This is a genomic window from Enterobacter sp. Bisph1, from assembly GCF_000814905.1.
Taxonomy (GTDB): Bacteria; Pseudomonadota; Gammaproteobacteria; order Enterobacterales; family Enterobacteriaceae; genus Kosakonia.
The window spans coordinates 1-16881 of sequence record NZ_JXAG01000031.1; the positions used below are offsets into that span (position 1 = coordinate 1).

The following is a 16881-nucleotide window of genomic DNA, read 5'->3' on the forward strand; positions in this document are numbered from 1 at the left end:
GAGTCATCCTGCACGACCCACCAATGTAAAAAAGCGCCCTAAAGGCGCTTTTTTGCTATCTGCTTTCCACTCCAGCTTCATCTATTCATTCCTTTAACCGGTTTGCCCTCAAGCTTAATCAGTCCTTTTCAGCTAAATAATTACACTTACGCGCCGCTAAAACCGTCTGGCGCGCGGTGACCAATTGCCCCCATTAAAGAAGTTGATAGTTACGGCCGATAACGATCTTTTACGGCAAAAAGGAGAGTGCAATGACCACCATTACGACCACAACCGCGTCACTTCAAACCGGCGGTAGTAACAGTTCTTCATCCGCCAGCAACGATATCGCGTCGCAAATCAGCCGCATTAGCCAGCAGATCACCAAGCTGACCCAGCAGCTGAAAGAGATAGCGAACGGCAGTGGCTCAACGGAAGATAAAAAGAAACAACAAGAGTTGATTCAGACGCAAATTGAACAGCTGGAAGCGCAACTGGCGCAGCTGCAGCGCAAACAGGCCGAAGAAGCGGAGCAGAAACGCGAGCAAAAGGCGCTGGTAAAACCAGAAGGGGTGAATAACCCTTCCGACGATCATCAGGTTGATATTTACATCTGAGTAAATAATGGATCGTCCTCCCGGGCCTGGTTTAACAACCGGGCCTGTTCTCTGACCACTTCCCACAACGCCTGCGCCGCGCCCGATAATGAGCGTTTTTTTCGCCGCACCAGCATAATTTTGCGCTGCACCTGCGGGACTAATCTTTTCACCGTCAGCGCATTTCCCTGCGGCAACGGCAGCGCCAGTGCCGGCAGAATGCTGATGCCGATCCCCGCTTCAACCATCGGAAAGAGTGTCGCCGGATGACCAATATCCTGCACAATTGTTGCGCTCACGGCAAAATGGCGTAGCGCGGCGTCAATAAGCGGCCGACTGCCGGAAGCATAATCCTGCACCACCAGACGCGCATCATTAAGGGCCGACCACGGCACCGCCGCGCGCTGCGCCCACGGATGATCGTTACGGCACAGCAAAAAGAACGGCTCCGCGAGGATCTCTTCACTTTGCAAGTCATGCACCTGGCCGGGATCGATAACAATACCGAAATCAACTTCTCCCTGACGAATACTCTCCAGCACCCACTGTTGCGGCCTGTCGTGCAGCACAAAATCAATTTGCGGATAAAGCAGGTTACTGCTGGCAATGCACTGAGGGATCAGGTGCGCTGAAATAGTCTGGCTTGCCGCCACGCGCACGGTGCCAGTCAGTTGCTGCCCTACCCGCCCCGCTTCTCGCAGGGTGCTGCTAAGCTCATCTAACAGCCGCTCAAGGCGACCGGCCAGCTGCTGACCCGCTTCCGTGAGCACCACTTCGCGGGTGGTGCGATCGAGAAGCCGCACGCCGGTTTGCAGCTCCAGCTCTTTGACGCTGTGGCTGACGGCTGACTGGCTTAGGCCAATTATCTCACCGGCGCGGCTAAAACTTTTTGCCTGCGCAACGGTGACGAACACGCGTAACTGCCGTAAGGAGTAATTCATCTGATAAATTCATTAATGGATGCAATAAATCAATTTTATTTCTCAAAGCAGAATCAGCACAATAGCGAAACCGACTTTCAGGAGTGCTCATGAAACTTTTTCGTATCCTTGATCCCTTTACGCTCACGCTGGTGTGTGTCGTTCTGCTGGCCTCTTTTTTCCCGGCGCGCGGCGGGTTTGTGCCGTTTTTTGAAGGGCTGACCACCGCCGCGATTGCGCTGCTGTTTTTTATGCACGGAGCTAAACTCTCGCGCGAGGCGATTATCGCGGGCGGCAGCCACTGGCGCTTACACCTGTGGGTGATGTGCAGCACCTTTGTGCTCTTCCCGGCGCTGGGGGTGCTGTTTGTCTGGTGGTCGCCGATCAATGTCAGCCAGGAGCTGTATAGCGGTTTTCTCTATCTCTGTATTTTGCCTGCTACGGTTCAGTCGGCGATTGCCTTTACCTCCCTCGCCGGTGGAAACGTAGCCGCAGCGGTCTGTTCAGCCTCCGCCTCCAGCCTGCTCGGCATTTTTCTGTCGCCGCTGCTGGTCGGTCTGTTAATGAACCTGCACGGTGCCGCTGGCAGCCTTGAGCAGGTCGGTAAAATCATGCTGCAACTGCTGCTGCCGTTTGTGCTCGGGCACCTTTCACGCCCGTGGACCGGCGCGTTTGTGGCGAAACATAAGAAGTGGATTGCAAAAACCGACCAGACGTCAATTCTGCTGGTGGTCTATTCCGCCTTTAGTGAAGCGGTGGTCAACGGCATCTGGCACAAAGTAGGCATCGGCTCGCTGCTGTTTATTGTCGTGGCAAGCCTGGTGTTGCTGGCGATCGTGCTGGTGGTGAATGTGGTGGTGGCGCGCAAATGCGGCTTTAACAAAGCCGATGAAATTACCATTGTGTTCTGCGGCTCGAAAAAGAGCCTCGCCAACGGTATTCCGATGGCGAATATTCTCTTCCCAGCCGCTTCTGTTGGCATGATGGTGTTGCCGCTGATGATTTTCCACCAGATTCAGTTGATGGTCTGCGCCGTACTGGCGCGCCGGTATAAACATCAAACGGAGCAGCAGCAGGCGCAGCACGCGGCGAAAGCTTAACCGCGCTTGAGGGGCTGAACCAGATGGCTCAGCCCTTCCGTTTTGATAATTAAGGTGATTTGCAATAATTCTCCGAGCCGCCCGGCAGGAAAAGTCTCTTTGCGGGCGAACCACAGCAAATACTCTTCAGGCAGATCGATCAACCGCCGCCCCTGATATTTACCAAACGGCATGAGGGTATTAGCAATCTCGACCAGCTGCTCCTTTTCCATTTATGCTCCCAACAGGCGAATCATTTCGGCTTCGTCAATCACCTCAATACCCAGCTCTTGCGCCTTCGCCAGTTTAGAACCCGCCGCTTCGCCAGCAATCACCAGATCCGTTTTCTTCGAGACGCTGCCCGCCACTTTAGCCCCTAACGCCGTGAGGCGTTCTTTAGCTTCATCACGGGAGAGTTGGCTCAGGCTGCCGGTCAGGACAACAGTTTTACCGGCAAACGGGCTGTCAATCTCTTCGGCCTTAACGATTACCGGCGCAGGCCAGCAAATCCCCACTTCCTGCAGCAGTTGGCGAATCACCTCGCGGTTGCTCTCTTCATTGAAGAAGTTATCAACGTGTTTGGCGACGACGACCCCGACATCCGGCACTTTTTGCAACTCGTCAACGGAGGCCGCCATTAACGCATCGAGCGTACCAAAATACGCCGCCAGACCGGCCGCCGTGGCTTCGCCGACTTCGCGAATGCCCAGCGCATAAAGGAAACGGGCAAAGGTGGTCTCTTTCGCCTTTTCCAGCGCATTCACGACATTTTGCGCCGATTTAGGTCCCATACGATCCAGCCCGGTGAGTTTCCCGGCCGTCAGTCGGAACAGATCCGCTGGCGTATGGACATACTCTTTCTCCACCAGCTGGTCGATGATTTTGTCGCCCATGCCGTCAACATCCATCGCGCGGCGCGAGACAAAGTGTTTTAACGACTCTTTACGCTGCGCACCACAAATTAAGCCACCGGTACAGCGGGCCACGGCTTCGCCCTCGACACGCTCAACGTCAGAACCGCAAACCGGGCAGTGCGTTGGGAAAGCCACTTCGCGTGTTTCTTCAGGGCGTTCGGAAACCACCACATTAACGACCTGCGGAATAACATCCCCGGCGCGGCGAATCACTACTTTGTCACCGATGCGCAGACCCAGTCGGTCAATTTCGTCGGCGTTATGCAGAGTGGCGTTACTCACCAGAACCCCTGCAACATGCACTGGCTCAAGCCGGGCAACGGGCGTGATCGCCCCGGTACGCCCAACCTGGAACTCCACATCACGCACAAAGGTCATCTGCTCCTGCGCCGGAAATTTAAACGCCACCGCCCAGCGAGGCGCGCGGGCGACAAAGCCCAGCTGTTCTTGCAGATCGAGCGAGTCGACTTTGATCACCACGCCGTCGATATCAAAACCGAGGGTTGGGCGAGACGCTTCGACCTGGTGGTAGAAATCCAGCACCTCTTCCGGCGTGCTGCACAGACGGATGCGATCGCTGACGGGCAAGCCCCAGCCTTTAAACTGCTGCAGGCGGCCGAGATGGCTGCGCGACAGTTCGCCGCCTTCCAGAATGCCAACGCCATAGCAGAAGAAGGTCAGCGGACGTTTAGCGGTGACGCGCGGATCGAGCTGGCGCAGGGAACCTGCTGCGGCGTTGCGCGGGTTAGCAAACACTTTTCCGCCGGTGCGGCGCGCATCTTCGTTGATTTTTTCAAATCCGGACTGGGGCAAAAACACTTCGCCACGCACTTCCAGGCGTGCGGGAATATTGTCCCCGTGCAGCTTCAGCGGAATCGCGCGAATGGTCCGCACGTTAGTGGTGATATCCTCACCGGTAGTACCGTCGCCGCGGGTGGCCGCACGCATCAGCACGCCGTTCTCATACAGCAGACTTACCGCCAGGCCATCAAGTTTCAGCTCACAGCAGTAGATCAGCGCATCGGTGCTCTTTAACCGGTCCTGCACGCGTTTGTTAAAGGCCAGGAAGCTCTCTTCGTCGAAAACATTATCCAGCGACAGCATCGGCACTTCATGACGTATCTGGCTAAAGGCGGTTAAGGGCGCTGCGCCAACGCGCTGGGTCGGCGAATCGGGGGTGATCAAATCCGGGCGCTGCGCTTCGAGCTCGCGCAGCTCGCGCATCAGACGATCGTACTCGGCATCGGGGATCTCCGGTGCGTCCATAACGTGGTACAGATGTTCATGATGGCGAAGAGAGGTTCGCAGTTCTGTCAGTTGTTGTTCAATTGAGTCCATATCGCACCATCAATGATAAAAAACCCCCGACTGGCGGGGGTTCTGGAAGGAAACAGGTTTTTTACACCGTTACGCGTTAGTGTCTTTGACTTCGCGAATACGATCCTGGTATTCACGTAATTTTTGCGGCGTCATCATCCGGCGTTGATCGTCAAGGACCACACCGCCTACTTCGTCGGCGATATGCTGCGCGGATTGCAGCATCAATTTGAAGTTTTGCAGTTCATCGCCATAAGAGGGCACCTGCATAAAGATAGTCACGCCGGGCGTTGCCATTTCGCCCATCGTTTCCACGTCAAACGTGCCGGGATTAACCATATTCGCCAGGCTAAAGAGCGCCGGGCCGCTGCCGTCCGGGCTAAGGTGACGGTGGAAAATGTTCATATCGCCGAATTTGAAACCTGCCTGCAAAATGCTGTTCAGCAGCACTTCGCCATTTAACACCGCGCCATGATGAGCGGCGACGTTCATGATAATCACCGTCTCTTTGCGCTGCGGTTTTTCAACCGGCGCTTCCACAACCGGTTCTGGCTCAGGCTGCGGTGCCGGTTCTTGCGGCGGATACTGGGTCGCGGGCTGCGGCGCTATGGGCTGCTGCACAGCCGGGCGTTCCGGCTGGGCTTCAAACGCAGGTGCCTGCACAGGGCGTTCCGGCTGATGCGGCTGGGAATGAGGTGGCTGCGCGTGGTGCGGAGATTCTACCGGTTGCACCGGCGGCTGCGCCGACGGGCGCGGTTGTGCCGACGCATAAGGCGGCTGATATTGATGCTGCGGCTGCTGACGCGGCGCGTCCTGTTCGCTACCCGCTTTCGGTGCGGTGTTCACTTTATGAATGCGAACTTCTCCCACGCCGTCGTCGTCTTCGCTCTCCTCATCGTCGAACTCGTCGTCGTCACGTCGCGATTTCATGCGTTTTATTGGGCGATCCCGGAACATAGAGGAACGTTCTTTGCGACTGGTCCAAAACCCATGAACCAGCAAAGCAATTATGGCGATCGCGCCAACAATGATTAATATCAGACGCAAATCCTGCATCATTATATTCTCTGTTGTTCTAACACCTTGCCACCACGGCAAACATTTACTCACTAAGAGTATTTGTCCCTTACGTCAAGTGCAAGTGCGCGCGACTCTTTCACCACATAAAGATGAACTAAATTGTGTTTTTTGCTGTTTTTTCGAACATTTCCGAACGGGTTCCCCCCATGAGACGAATATTATAAGCTGCACTTTTCGCAGGTATGAACGTATTGATGAAAGGAGTAACACCCTCATATGGTTGCATCGTCCCCGGCTGCTCAGCGCAGCGGCGTGTTTTACTTTTCACAGGGCTGGAAACTGGTCACGCTTCCAGGCATTCGCCGCTTTGTTGTCCTGCCACTGTTAATCAATATTTTGCTGATGGGCGGCGCTTTCTGGTGGCTGTTTACCCGGCTCGATAGCTGGATCCCTTCACTAATGAGCCATGTGCCGAGCTGGCTGCAGTGGCTGAGCTATTTACTCTGGCCGATTGCGGTTATCTCGATTCTGCTAGTGTTTGGCTACTTCTTCTCGACTATCGCCAACTGGATTGCCGCCCCTTTTAATGGGTTACTGGCGGAACAGCTGGAAGCGCGGCTGACGGGCGCAACGCCGCCGGATGTCGGCGTATTTGGCATCATGAAAGATGTGCCACGCATCATGAAGCGCGAATGGCAAAAACTGGCCTGGTATCTGCCCCGCGCGTTGCTGCTGCTGATGCTCTATTTTATTCCCGGCATCGGGCAAACCGTCGCCCCGGTATTATGGTTCTTGTTCAGCGCGTGGATGCTGGCGATTCAGTACTGCGATTATCCGTTTGATAACCATAAAGTGCCGTTTAAAGCGATGCGCGCTTCCCTGCGCGAACGCAAGGTTATCAATATGCAGTTTGGTGCCCTCACCAGCCTGTTTACCATGATTCCGCTGCTAAACCTGGTGGTGATGCCGGTCGCTGTCTGCGGTGCAACGGCAATGTGGGTCGATTGTTACCGGGACAAGCATGCCGTCTGGCGATAAGGAATTATTCCGTTTCTTATTCCATACTGCTTAGCATTATTTCGCCTCAGCATATAGATATGCTATTTCCTTACTTCCCCCTCTACGGTAAGTGGGTATGCTGAGGTGGTTCCCAAATTTCATACAGTTAAGGACGGGCTATGAGTAAGATTTTTGAAGACAACTCGTTGACGATAGGTCATACGCCGCTGGTTCGACTGAACCGCATCGGTAACGGCCGCATCCTGGCGAAGGTCGAATCCCGCAACCCAAGCTTCAGCGTAAAATGCCGTATTGGTGCCAATATGATTTGGGATGCCGAAAAACGGGGCGTACTGAAACCGGGCGTTGAGCTGGTGGAGCCGACCAGCGGTAATACCGGCATAGCGCTGGCTTACGTCGCGGCAGCGCGCGGCTACAAATTGACTCTGACGATGCCGGAAACCATGAGTATTGAGCGCCGTAAGCTGCTGAAAGCGCTGGGTGCCAATCTGGTGCTGACGGAAGGTGCCAAAGGCATGAAGGGCGCGATTCAGAAAGCGGAAGAAATTGTCGCCAGCGATCCGGCGAAGTTCCTGCTGCTGCAGCAGTTCAGCAATCCGGCGAACCCGGAAATTCATGAAAAAACCACCGGCCCGGAAATCTGGGAAGATACCGATGGTCAGGTTGACGTGTTTATCTCCGGCGTCGGCACCGGCGGTACGCTGACGGGCGTGACGCGCTATATCAAAAATACTAAGGGTAAAACGGATCTGATCACCGTTGCGGTTGAACCGACGGATTCGCCGGTGATTACCCAGGCGCTGGCAGGCGAAGAGCTGAAGCCGGGCCCGCATAAAATTCAGGGTATTGGCGCCGGGTTTATTCCGGGCAACCTGGATTTGAAACTGATCGATAAAGTTGTCAAAATCACCAACGAAGAAGCCATCAGTACCGCGCGTCGTCTGATGGAAGAGGAAGGTATTTTGGCGGGTATCTCTTCAGGTGCGGCCGTCGCGGCGGCACTGAAACTGCAAGAGGACGAAACCTTTACCAATAAGAACATTGTGGTTATCCTGCCCTCTTCTGGCGAACGTTATTTGAGCACCGCCCTGTTTGCCGATCTGTTTACTGAGAAAGAATTGCAACAGTGATGCCAGATTGTTAAATCAGTACAAAAAAGCACCCTTCAAGGTGCTTTTTTGTGGCGTATATCAAATTTTTACCCTACCTGGCATTGCCTGAAACCTCCCGGTCTGGTATTTAACCTGCATATTTATTTTGATGCGCGAAATTAATCGAAGGCATATTTCGACTAGCTGAATCGATTTTATGATTTGGTTCAATTCTGCCTTTCGCTGCATAATGTTTAATGACGAGCGAAACGTCAGCAGCCATAGAGCGACACCGTTTGGCTGTGCCTGGCAGGCTTAATGGAGTTTGTCCCGTTGCGCCGGCGCTAACAATACAGGCTAAAGTCGAGCCGCCAGGCTAGACTTTAGTTCCACAACACTAAACCTATAAGTTGGGGAAATACAATGTTCCAGCAAGAAGTTACCATTACCGCTCCGAACGGTCTTCATACCCGCCCTGCTGCTCAGTTTGTTAAAGAAGCAAAAGGCTTCTCTTCTGAAATCACTGTGACTTCCAACGGCAAAAGCGCGAGTGCGAAAAGCCTGTTCAAACTGCAAACGCTGGGCCTGACCCAGGGTACCGTTGTTACGCTGACCGCTGAAGGCGAAGACGAGCAAAAAGCAGTTGAGCATCTGGTTAAACTGATGGCAGAACTTGAGTAAGTTTTTCTTACTAGTTCTTTTCAAGATCAGGCACAAGTAAAGGTAGGGTTATGATTTCAGGCATTTTAGCATCCCCGGGTATCGCTTTCGGCAAAGCACTGCTGCTGAAAGAAGACGAGATCGTCATCGACCGGAAGAAAATTTCTGCCGACAAGGTTGACCAGGAAGTTGAGCGTTTCCTGAGCGGTCGTGCCAAAGCATCGGCACAGCTGGAAACGATCAAAACGAAAGCGGGTGAAACTTTCGGTGAAGAAAAAGAAGCCATCTTCGAAGGGCATATTATGCTGCTGGAAGATGAGGAGCTGGAGCAGGAAATCATAGCCCTGATTAAAGATAAGAACATGACTGCCGATGCGGCGGCTCATGAAATTATCGAAGGTCAGGCAACAGCCCTGGAAGAGTTAGACGACGAATACCTGAAAGAGCGTGCCGCTGACGTACGCGACATCGGTAAGCGTCTGCTGCGTAACATCCTCGGTATGCCTATTATCGACCTGAGCGCTATCCAGGACGAAGTGGTGCTGGTGGCGGTTGATTTGACGCCGTCTGAAACCGCACAGCTGAACCTGAAAAAAGTGCTCGGTTTTATCACCGATATCGGTGGTCGCACCTCGCATACCTCTATCATGGCGCGTTCCCTTGAACTGCCTGCGATTGTGGGTACCGGTAGCGTGACCAGCCAGGTGAAAAACGGCGACTTCCTGATCCTCGATGCGGTTAACAATAAAGTGTACGTTAACCCGAGCGATGAAGAGATCGAGACGCTGCGCGCGGCGCAGGCTCAGGTTGCTGAAGAGAAAGCCGAACTGGCGAAACTGAAAGATCTGCCGGCGATCACCCTCGATGGTCACCAGGTAGAAGTGTGCGCCAACATCGGTACCGTTCGCGATATCGCGGGCGCAGAGCGCAATGGCGCTGAAGGTGTTGGTCTGTACCGTACTGAATTCCTGTTTATGGATCGCGACGCACTGCCGACGGAAGAAGAGCAGTTTGAAGCCTATAAAGCCGTGGCTGAAGCCTGCGGTTCTCAGGCGGTGATCGTTCGTACCATGGACATCGGCGGCGACAAAGAGCTGCCTTACATGAATTTTCCGAAAGAAGAGAACCCGTTCCTGGGCTGGCGCGCGATTCGTATCGCCATGGATCGCAAAGAGATCCTGCGCGACCAGGTACGCGCTATCCTGCGCGCATCCGCTTTCGGCAAGCTGCGTATCATGTTCCCGATGATCATCTCTGTAGAAGAAGTGCGCGCGCTGCGCAAAGAGATTGAGATCTACAAACAAGAGCTGCGTGACGAAGGCAAAGCGTTTGACGAGAGCATTGAGATCGGCGTGATGGTTGAAACCCCGGCCGCCGCGACGATTGCACGCCATCTGGCAAAAGAAGTTGATTTCTTTAGTATCGGTACCAATGATTTAACGCAGTATACCCTGGCGGTTGACCGTGGTAATGATATGATTTCACATCTGTACCAGCCGATGTCGCCGTCTGTACTTACCCTTATCAAGCAAGTTATTGATGCTTCTCATGCTGAAGGTAAATGGACCGGCATGTGTGGTGAGCTTGCAGGCGACGAACGTGCTACACTTCTGTTGCTGGGGATGGGTCTGGATGAATTCAGTATGAGCGCCATTTCTATCCCGCGCATTAAGAAGATTATTCGTAACACGAACTTCGAAGATGCGAAGGTGTTAGCAGAGCAGGCTCTTGCTCAACCGACGACGGACGAGTTAATGACGCTGGTTAACAAGTTCATTGAAGAAAAAACAATCTGCTAATCCACGAGATGCGCCCAAATTACTGCTTAGGAGAAGATCATGGGTTTTTTCGATAAACTGAAATCTCTGGTTTCTGATGATAAAAAAGACACCGGAACCATTGAGATTATTGCCCCGCTTTCTGGCGATATCGTCAACATTGAAGATGTACCGGATGTTGTGTTCGCTGAGAAAATCGTTGGTGATGGTATTGCTATCAAACCGACCGGTAACAAAATGGTTGCGCCGGTTGATGGGACTATCGGCAAAATCTTTGAAACCAATCATGCCTTCTCTATCGAATCCGATAGCGGCATCGAACTGTTCGTTCACTTCGGTATCGACACCGTTGAACTGAAAGGCGAAGGTTTCAAACGCATCGCAGAAGAAGGCCAGCGCGTTAAAGTTGGCGATCCGGTAATCGAATTTGATCTGCCGCTGCTGGAAGAGAAAGCCAAGTCAACGCTGACGCCGGTTGTTATCTCCAACATGGACGAAATCAAAGAGCTTATCAAACTTTCTGGTAGCGTAACCGTGGGCGAAACCCCGGTGATCCGCATCAAAAAGTAATGCGTAATGCATAAGAAAATGGCGCCGCAAGGCGCCATTTTTGTTTCTACTGCAAAGGCAGAATCAGCTCGTCATAACCCTTCTCCAGGGTATAAGCCATCACTTCTACTACGCGATCGCCTGCGGCCCGAATTGCCGCATCAAGCGCTTTCCCCTGCACAATGCCGCTGGCTAATTCCGAACAAAACAGATCGCCGGTCCCTTTCAGATCCGTCGCGACGCGCGCATAGCCGCTTACCTGCACCGAATCGGCGGTCACCAGCACAACATGAATGTTGCCATCCTGCGACTCCACCGGCGCGCTGGTAATCGCTACCCAGCGCAGGGTGTCTGACAACAGGCTTTGCGCCGCCGCAATCGCGCTTTGCAGATCCGGGCAGGGTTTACCGCTCAGCACTTCCAGCTCGAACACATTCGGCGTGATCCCCTGCGCCAGCGGCAGCAGATGCTCGCAATAAGCCTGAGGAATTTCTTCTTTTACATAGATGCCGCTGTCGGTATCGCCGATCACCGGATCGACCAGAATCACCAGCTGCGGATGCTTTTCGCGCAGTGTTTTAAGCCACTGCGCCAGCAAATTTATCTGGCTGGCGCTGCCCATATAACCGGTGGTCACGACTTTCACCTCACGCAGAACATCACGCTCTTCCAGCGCCTGCAAATAGCCGCTAAACCACTCATCGGGGATCACCCCGCCGTAAAAAGTGTCATAGTGCGGTGTGTTGCTAAACAATACCGTCGGCACGGCCAGCACGTTCAACTGGTGCTGGCGAATATTCGGCACCGCAATACTGTTGCCGACGCTGCCGTAAACCACCTGCGACTGCACGGCGATAATATCGGCCTGCTGCGCCCGGCTTTTATCCCTGAACAGGATCATCTCCATTGGATCTCCTTAACGGGTTAAATCCCCGCCCCCTGCGAATAACTCTCTTCGCCAAATACGCCCGTAGAAAGGTAGCGATCGCCGCGATCGCAAATAATCGCCACGATCACCGCACCGGGCTGCGCTTTCGCCACCCGTAACGCGCCGGCAACCGCACCGCCGGAGCTGACGCCGCAAAAGATCCCCTCCTGCACCGCCAGCGCACGCATGGTATTTTCCGCTTCGCGCTGGTGGATATCCAGTACCTGATCCACCAGCGCGGCGTTAAAGATGCCCGGCATATACTCAGCGGGCCAGCGGCGAATACCGGGAATACTGCTGCCCTCTTCCGGCTGCAGGCCGACGATGGTCACGTTTGATGCTTGCTCACGGAGAAAACGCGAGACGCCGGTAATGGTGCCGGTGGTGCCCATGCTGGAGACAAAGTGGGTCATGCGCCCGGCACTCTGCCGCCAGATTTCCGGGCCAGTGGTGGTGTAATGTGCGTAGGGATTATCCGGGTTATTGAACTGATCCAACAGCTTGCCTTCACCGCGCTCGGCCATCGCCTGGGCTAAATCCCGCGCGCCTTCCATCCCCTGCTCTTTACTGACCAGAATTAGCTCGGCACCGTAGGCGCGCATGGCGGCCCGGCGCTCCTGGCTCATATTGTCCGGCATCAGTAACTTCATGCGATAGCCTTTCAGCGCGGCGATCATCGCCAGCGCGATGCCGGTATTGCCGCTGGTGGCTTCAATCAGCACGTCGCCGGGTTTGATCTCACCGCGTTTTTCCGCCTGCACAATCATTGATAACGCGGCGCGGTCTTTTACCGAGCCAGCCGGATTATTGCCTTCCAGTTTGACCCAGATTTCACTGCCGTTATCCGGCGTCAGGCGTTGCAATTTGACCAGCGGCGTATTGCCAATGGTTTGTTCTAATGTGTTCACGATCGCTGTCCAATAAAAAACCCGGTCGCACGTTGCATACCGGGCTTGAGAGCCGGATAAGCCTAAAGCTATCCAGCAGAAACCACGTCTGTTTAACCTATCAGGCAGATTCTGCCAGAGCAAGTTCCGCGCGGCCTTCGATGCGCTCATTGCCGTGATACAAGCGGGCATGCTGCAAACCGACAAACAGGCGTTCGCCGCGTTGAGGTGCCGGATCATCGCGCATCACCACCGTTAACGGTTCTGTGTACCAGCCCAGCGGCTGCACCACCAGTTGGGTGTAATGGCCTTTCGGGCTGGCTTCCAGCACCTGCACCGGCAGCGGCGAGTCAAGGCTGGTACGTCGGCTCACGTCCACTTCCCACGGTCGCAGGAACAGATCGACATCACCCTGGTAAGAGGGCGTATAACCAAGCGGCCAGCGATGCGCGCCAACGTGGAACTGCCCGCCGCGCACGGTGCCTTTCAGGCGGTTCACTTCGCCCATAAACTCCAGTACAAAGCGCGTTGCCGGTTCGCGCCACACCTGATCCGGCGCATCCGCCTGTTCGATATTGCCCTGGCTCATCACCACCACGCGATCGGCGACTTCCGTCGCTTCTTCCTGATCGTGGGTGACGAACACGCTGGTAAACTTCAACTCTTCATGTAACTGACGCAGCCAGCGGCGCAACTCTTTGCGCACCTGCGCATCCAGCGCGCCAAAGGGTTCGTCGAGCAGCAAAATTTGTGGTTCCACCGCCAGCGCACGGGCCAGCGCCACACGCTGTTTCTGACCGCCGGAGAGTTGCGCCGGGAAACGATCCGCCAGATGGGCCAGTTGCACCATCTCGAGAAGTTGCATCACTTTTGCTTTGATCGCCGCTGCATTCGGGCGTTCACGGCGCGGCAGCACCGTCAGGCCGAAAGCAATATTGTCGAATACCGTCATATGGCGGAACAGGGCGTAATGCTGGAATACAAAACCGACGCGACGTTCGCGGGCATGCAGACGGCTGACATCGGTGCCGTGAAAGCGAATACGCCCGCTGCTCTGATGCTCCAGACCGGCAATAATACGCAGCAGAGTTGTTTTACCGGAGCCGGAGGGCCCCAGCAGCGCAACCATCTGGCCGGAAGGGATATCCAGTGAGATATCGTTCAGCACCTGGGTGCGACCAAAAGATTTCTTAATATTGGCAATCTCAATGCTCATGATTTCCCTCCTGTTGCTGGCGTTTTTCTTGATTATTCAAACGCCACTGCAACGCACTCTTTAAAAACAGCGTCAAAATAGCCATTAAGGTCAGCAGGGCCGCGGCGGTAAACGAACCCACCGTATTGTAATCCTGCTCCAGTAATTCAATTTGCAACGGCAGCGACAGGGTTTCGCCGCGAATCGAGCCGGAGACCACCGACACCGCGCCAAACTCGCCAATCGCGCGCGCGTTGGTGAGCACCACGCCGTAAAGCAGCGCCCAGCGAATATTGGGTAGCGTGACGCACTTAAACATCTGCCAGCCCGACGCGCCCAGCAGGATCGCGGCTTCATCTTCATGGCTGCCCTGGCTTAACATCACCGGCACCAGTTCACGCACCACAAAGGGACAGGTGACAAACACGGTGACCAGCACCATGCCCGGCCAGGCAAACATAATTTGCAGGTTATTAGTATCCAGCCAGCCGCCCAGCGAGCCGTTGGAGCCGTAAAACAGCAGGTAGACCAGACCGGCGACCACCGGCGAAACCGCAAACGGAATGTCCAGCAGCGTCAACAGTAGCTGGCGGCCGGGGAAGTTAAAACGTGTTACCAGCCAGGCCAGCAGCGTGCCAAACACCAGATTGACCGGCGCCGAGATCAGCGCAATCAGCACCGTCAGCCAGATAGCGTGCAGCATGTCGGCATCGGCGAGATTTTGCAGCACCGGCAACAGCCCCTTGCTAAAGGCCTGCACAAAGATGTAGATCATCGGCACCAGCAGGATAAACGCCGAAACGACGACGCCCGTGCCGATAAGAAACCATTTGCCCCAGTTCACCTGCGGCTTGTCATAGCGTTTCAATTCAGTAAGTTCCGCCATTAGTGACCTACCACACGTTGACCAAAGCGACTTTGCAGGGTGTTAATGGAAAACAGCAACAGCAGAGAGGCCGCGAGGATCACCGAGGCGATCGCGCTTGCCGCCGGGTAATCAAACTCCTGCAGTCGCACAAAAATCATCAACGAAGTGACTTCGGTTTTCCAGGCGATGTTCCCGGCGATAAAGATCACCGCACCAAATTCGCCCAGGCTGCGGGTGAACGATAGTGCCACGCCCGCCATCAGCGCCGGAGAGAGTTCCGGTAGCACCACTTTGCGAAAGCTTTGCCAGCGCGTCGCGCCAAGGGTTTCCGCCGCCTCTTCATACTCCGGCCCTAACTCTTCCAGTACCGGCTGGATGGTCCGCACGACAAACGGAATACTGGTAAAGGCCATTGCCACTGCAATGCCAAGCCAGGTATAGGTCACTTTGATATCAAACTTCGCCAGCCATTCGCCGTAAAAACCGTTAACGGAAAAGAGCGAGGCCAGCGTAAGACCCGCCACCGCCGTCGGCAGCGCAAAGGGCAAATCCATTAGCGCATCCAGTAGCGTGCGGCCCGGGAAACGGTAGCGTGTCAAAATCCACGCCATCAGCAGGCCGAATACGCCATTAAAAATGGAGGCGACAAAGGCCGCGAGCAGCGTGACTTTATAGGCCGCCACTACCTGCGGATTGCTAATCACTTCCCAGTACTGCGACCAGCTCATCTGGGCGAGCTGCATCACCAGCGCGCTCAGCGGCAGCAGTAATATCAGGCAAACAAAAAACAGGCTGCTGCCGAGGCTTAAACCAAAACCGGGCAGCACGCGTTTTGACGCAGCAAACATCACTTCCGCCCCGCCGCTAACAGTTTGTCTAACTCGCCGCCGCTGCTAAAGTGCGTTTTCATCACCTCCGGCCAGCTGCCAAACTTCTCTTCCACGCGGAACAGGTCGGTCTGCGGAAATTTATCTTTCAGCTTGTCCATCAGTTCTGGGTTGTTTACGCGATAGTAGTAATCGGTAATGATCGTTTGCGCCTGCGGGCTATAGAGATAATTCAAATAGGCTTTCGCCGCTTTCTCGCTGCCGTTGGCGGCAACGTTTTTATCCACCCACGCCACCGGGAATTCAGCCAGGATGTTGGTCTTTGGAATCACCACCTCAAAACCCTGATCAGCGTACTGCTTGCTGATGTTATTCACTTCTGACTCAAAGCTAATCAGTACGTCGCCCAGCCCGCGTTCGGCAAAGGTGGTGGTTGCGCCGCGTCCGCCGGTATCAAATACTTCGACGTTTTTCAGAAACTGCGTCATAAAGGCTTCGGTTTTGGCTTTATCGCCGCCGTCCGCCTTGTCCGCCGCGCCCCATGCCGCCAGGTAGGTATAGCGCGCATTACCGGAGGTTTTTGGATTCGGGAAAACCAGCTTCACATCAGAACGCACAAGGTCGCTCCAGTCGTGAATATTTTTCGGGTTTCCTTTACGCACCAAAAAACCCATCGTCGAGTAGAACGGCGAGCTGTTATTGGGTAAGCGGCTCTGCCAGTTCGCCGGGATCAGCTTGCCTTTGTCATGCAGGATCTGCACATCGGTAATCTGGTTATAGGTGACGACATCCGCTTTCAAACCCTGCAAAATTGCCAGCGCCTGCTTGGATGATCCGGCATGAGACTGCTTAATCGTCAATTTGTCGCCGTTGTTCTCTTGCGCCCACTGCTGTTCAAACGGCGGGTTAAGGGCGGCAAACAGTTCGCGGGAAACATCATAGGAGCTGTTCAGCAGCTCGGTCGCCTGTGCCTGCGCCATGAGCAGTAAACCCGCCAGCGCCAGCGATGCTTTGTTCAGTACAGTAACGGCCATTGCGCGCCCTTATTTATGTGATGACTATCTTATGAACATAATATTTATAACGCTCTGGTTAGGCGTACAGGTTTTATATACCGTTTGGTGATTTGGAAGCAGAAAAGGGAATAAGACTGCGGCCCGGTGGCAGGTTGATGGCCTGTCGCGAGTACAAAGCCTGTGATGTACCATCGTAAGAGACGGATGCAGGCTTTCGCCAGGGATGAAATGCCGCTG

At 54.5% G+C, this 16881-nt stretch carries 17 protein-coding genes; 7 read left to right on the forward strand and 10 right to left on the reverse strand.

Annotated elements, in window-relative coordinates:
* Positions 1-251 precede the first annotated feature (251 nt).
* A complete protein-coding gene (locus RW65_RS06035) occupies positions 252-596 on the forward strand; it encodes a FlxA-like family protein (protein ID WP_039055788.1) in 345 nt (114 codons plus the stop codon).
* On the opposite strand, the gene RW65_RS06040 is transcribed toward RW65_RS06035, so the two are convergent.
* Positions 587-1516, reverse strand: a complete 930-nt coding sequence (locus RW65_RS06040) for a LysR family transcriptional regulator (RefSeq protein ID WP_039055789.1) — start codon at positions 1514-1516, stop codon at positions 587-589. The two genes, RW65_RS06035 and RW65_RS06040, sit on opposite strands and share 10 nt — an antisense overlap.
* Before the next feature lie 89 nt (positions 1517-1605).
* Between RW65_RS06040 and RW65_RS06045 the strand changes: the two genes are divergently transcribed.
* A complete protein-coding gene (locus RW65_RS06045) occupies positions 1606-2595 on the forward strand; it encodes a bile acid:sodium symporter family protein (RefSeq protein ID WP_039055790.1) in 990 nt (329 codons plus the stop codon).
* Here RW65_RS06045 and RW65_RS06050 read toward each other — a convergent pair.
* The 3 genes from RW65_RS06050 to zipA all read right to left on the reverse strand — a co-directional run bounded on the left by RW65_RS06050 (position 2592) and on the right by zipA (position 5864).
* Positions 2592-2807: a DUF3820 family protein gene (locus RW65_RS06050; protein ID WP_039055791.1), complete on the reverse strand. Its 216-nt coding sequence runs from the start codon at positions 2805-2807 to the stop codon at positions 2592-2594. The genes RW65_RS06045 and RW65_RS06050 overlap by 4 nt on opposite strands.
* A complete protein-coding gene (gene ligA, locus RW65_RS06055; RefSeq protein ID WP_039055792.1) occupies positions 2808-4826 on the reverse strand; it encodes an NAD-dependent DNA ligase LigA in 2019 nt (672 codons plus the stop codon). It lies immediately after the preceding gene.
* Positions 4827-4895: 69 nt separating this feature from the next.
* On the reverse strand, positions 4896-5864 hold the full coding sequence (zipA, locus tag RW65_RS06060; RefSeq protein WP_039055793.1) for a cell division protein ZipA: 969 nt from the start codon (positions 5862-5864) through the stop codon (positions 4896-4898).
* Between the two features lie 237 nt (positions 5865-6101).
* Between zipA and cysZ the strand changes: the two genes are divergently transcribed.
* The 5 genes from cysZ (at position 6102) to crr (ending at position 10944) form a co-directional block, all read left to right on the forward strand.
* On the forward strand, positions 6102-6863 hold the full coding sequence (cysZ, locus tag RW65_RS06065) for a sulfate transporter CysZ (RefSeq protein WP_039055794.1): 762 nt from the start codon (positions 6102-6104) through the stop codon (positions 6861-6863).
* 140 nt (positions 6864-7003) lie between these two features.
* Positions 7004-7975 carry a cysteine synthase A gene (cysK, locus tag RW65_RS06070; RefSeq protein ID WP_039055795.1) on the forward strand — a complete coding sequence of 324 codons (972 nt, stop codon included), beginning with the start codon at positions 7004-7006 and terminating at the stop codon, positions 7973-7975.
* Positions 7976-8359: 384 nt separating this feature from the next.
* Positions 8360-8617, forward strand: a complete 258-nt coding sequence (gene ptsH, locus RW65_RS06075; RefSeq protein WP_007370907.1) for a phosphocarrier protein Hpr — start codon at positions 8360-8362, stop codon at positions 8615-8617.
* Between the two features lie 50 nt (positions 8618-8667).
* Positions 8668-10395, forward strand: a complete 1728-nt coding sequence (ptsI, locus tag RW65_RS06080; RefSeq protein ID WP_039055796.1) for a phosphoenolpyruvate-protein phosphotransferase PtsI — start codon at positions 8668-8670, stop codon at positions 10393-10395.
* Between the two features lie 39 nt (positions 10396-10434).
* Positions 10435-10944 (forward strand): PTS glucose transporter subunit IIA, encoded by a 510-nt coding sequence (crr, locus tag RW65_RS06085; protein ID WP_020454651.1) that lies wholly within the window; start codon positions 10435-10437, stop codon positions 10942-10944.
* Positions 10945-10990: 46 nt separating this feature from the next.
* On the opposite strand, the gene pdxK is transcribed toward crr, so the two are convergent.
* The 6 genes from pdxK to RW65_RS06115 form a co-directional block, all read right to left on the reverse strand.
* Positions 10991-11830, reverse strand: a complete 840-nt coding sequence (gene pdxK, locus RW65_RS06090) for a pyridoxine/pyridoxal/pyridoxamine kinase (RefSeq protein ID WP_039055797.1) — start codon at positions 11828-11830, stop codon at positions 10991-10993.
* Between the two features lie 17 nt (positions 11831-11847).
* Positions 11848-12759 carry a cysteine synthase CysM gene (gene cysM, locus RW65_RS06095; protein ID WP_039055798.1) on the reverse strand — a complete coding sequence of 304 codons (912 nt, stop codon included), beginning with the start codon at positions 12757-12759 and terminating at the stop codon, positions 11848-11850.
* A gap of 100 nt (positions 12760-12859) precedes the next feature.
* On the reverse strand, positions 12860-13954 hold the full coding sequence (gene cysA / locus RW65_RS06100; protein ID WP_039055799.1) for a sulfate/thiosulfate ABC transporter ATP-binding protein CysA: 1095 nt from the start codon (positions 13952-13954) through the stop codon (positions 12860-12862).
* Entirely contained in the window at positions 13944-14819 is an 876-nt protein-coding gene (cysW, locus tag RW65_RS06105; RefSeq protein ID WP_039055800.1) for a sulfate/thiosulfate ABC transporter permease CysW, read from the reverse strand. The genes cysA and cysW overlap by 11 nt, the downstream gene beginning before the upstream one ends.
* Entirely contained in the window at positions 14819-15649 is an 831-nt protein-coding gene (cysT, locus tag RW65_RS06110; RefSeq protein ID WP_039055801.1) for a sulfate/thiosulfate ABC transporter permease CysT, read from the reverse strand. Before cysT ends, cysW begins: the two co-directional genes overlap by 1 nt.
* The gene (locus RW65_RS06115) at positions 15649-16662 is read right to left on the reverse strand and encodes a sulfate ABC transporter substrate-binding protein (RefSeq protein WP_039055802.1); all 1014 of its coding nucleotides are present in this window, start codon (positions 16660-16662) and stop codon (positions 15649-15651) included. The genes cysT and RW65_RS06115 overlap by 1 nt, the downstream gene beginning before the upstream one ends.
* Positions 16663-16881 lie beyond the last annotated feature (219 nt).

What these genes read in the sequence shown, in the direction of transcription:
- ligA (WP_039055792.1), bottom strand. Translation starts at nt 4,826, where the DNA reads ATGGACTCAATTGAACAACAACTGACAGAACTGCGAACCTCTCTTCGC.
- RW65_RS06035 (WP_039055788.1), top strand. Translation starts at nt 252, where the DNA reads ATGACCACCATTACGACCACAACCGCGTCACTTCAAACCGGCGGTAGT.
- zipA (WP_039055793.1), bottom strand. Translation starts at nt 5,864, where the DNA reads ATGATGCAGGATTTGCGTCTGATATTAATCATTGTTGGCGCGATCGCC.
- cysW (WP_039055800.1), bottom strand. Translation starts at nt 14,819, where the DNA reads ATGGCGGAACTTACTGAATTGAAACGCTATGACAAGCCGCAGGTGAAC.
- ptsH (WP_007370907.1), top strand. Translation starts at nt 8,360, where the DNA reads ATGTTCCAGCAAGAAGTTACCATTACCGCTCCGAACGGTCTTCATACC.
- ptsI (WP_039055796.1), top strand. Translation starts at nt 8,668, where the DNA reads ATGATTTCAGGCATTTTAGCATCCCCGGGTATCGCTTTCGGCAAAGCA.
- cysZ (WP_039055794.1), top strand. Translation starts at nt 6,102, where the DNA reads ATGGTTGCATCGTCCCCGGCTGCTCAGCGCAGCGGCGTGTTTTACTTT.
- RW65_RS06045 (WP_039055790.1), top strand. Translation starts at nt 1,606, where the DNA reads ATGAAACTTTTTCGTATCCTTGATCCCTTTACGCTCACGCTGGTGTGT.
- cysA (WP_039055799.1), bottom strand. Translation starts at nt 13,954, where the DNA reads ATGAGCATTGAGATTGCCAATATTAAGAAATCTTTTGGTCGCACCCAG.
- RW65_RS06050 (WP_039055791.1), bottom strand. Translation starts at nt 2,807, where the DNA reads ATGGAAAAGGAGCAGCTGGTCGAGATTGCTAATACCCTCATGCCGTTT.
- cysK (WP_039055795.1), top strand. Translation starts at nt 7,004, where the DNA reads ATGAGTAAGATTTTTGAAGACAACTCGTTGACGATAGGTCATACGCCG.
- cysT (WP_039055801.1), bottom strand. Translation starts at nt 15,649, where the DNA reads ATGTTTGCTGCGTCAAAACGCGTGCTGCCCGGTTTTGGTTTAAGCCTC.
- RW65_RS06115 (WP_039055802.1), bottom strand. Translation starts at nt 16,662, where the DNA reads ATGGCCGTTACTGTACTGAACAAAGCATCGCTGGCGCTGGCGGGTTTA.
- pdxK (WP_039055797.1), bottom strand. Translation starts at nt 11,830, where the DNA reads ATGGAGATGATCCTGTTCAGGGATAAAAGCCGGGCGCAGCAGGCCGAT.
- RW65_RS06040 (WP_039055789.1), bottom strand. Translation starts at nt 1,516, where the DNA reads ATGAATTACTCCTTACGGCAGTTACGCGTGTTCGTCACCGTTGCGCAG.
- crr (WP_020454651.1), top strand. Translation starts at nt 10,435, where the DNA reads ATGGGTTTTTTCGATAAACTGAAATCTCTGGTTTCTGATGATAAAAAA.